Source organism: Pseudomonas sp. dw_612 (assembly GCF_018449725.1).
Lineage (GTDB): Bacteria > Pseudomonadota > Gammaproteobacteria > Pseudomonadales > Pseudomonadaceae > Aquipseudomonas.
In genome coordinates, this window is the sequence record NZ_JAAVVC010000067.1 from 1 (window position 1) to 711 (window position 711).

At 63.7% G+C, this 711-nt stretch carries 1 protein-coding gene; it reads left to right on the forward strand.

Annotated elements, in window-relative coordinates; all coding sequences use genetic code 11:
• Window positions 1–30: 30 nt before the first annotated feature.
• On the forward strand, window positions 31–711 hold a 681-nt coding region (locus tag HB680_RS32495; RefSeq protein ID WP_346657426.1), incomplete at its 3' end, for a condensation domain-containing protein.

Sequence of the window (711 nt, forward strand, 5' to 3'; positions counted from 1 at the left end):
GATACCACGAATTGGGCGCGGCGTGGCTACGTGGCACCGCAAGGCGAACTTGAAACCGCCCTGGCGGATCTCTGGCAGGACATCCTCGGGGTCGAGCGGGTGGGACGTCACGACAATTTCTTCGAACTCGGTGGTCACTCGTTGTTGGCCGTGCGACTGATCTCACGGATCCGGCAGGTGTTGGGGGGCGAGCTGGATCTGACCGATCTGTTCGCGACGCCGCAGTTGCACGCGCTGGCAGAGCGGGTACAGTCTGCCGCGACCAGCGAACTGCCGGCCATCGAGGCGCTTGCAGGCGTTGATGCGTTGCCACTGTCGTTCGCGCAACAGCGGCTGTGGTTCCTGTCGCAGATCGAGGTCGTCAGTGCGACCTACCATCTTCCACTGGGTCTGCGCCTGCGCGGCAGGCTCGACACAGCAAGCCTGCATCGCAGCCTGGCACGTATCTATGCACGTCACGCGGCGCTGCGCAGCCGCTTTGTGAATAACGACGGGCAGCCGCAGGTGCAACTGCTGACGGCAGACGACTGGCCGCAGCTCGTTGTAGAGGCGCTGCCAGATTCGTCGATGGCCGATACCCAACTGGCACAACTCTGCGAGCTGGAGGCACAGCGTCCTTTTGACCTGGCGTGCGGCCCGCTGATCCGTGCCCGTCTGTTGCGCCTGGCCGATGAGGAACATGTGCTGATGCTGACCCAGCACCACATCGTC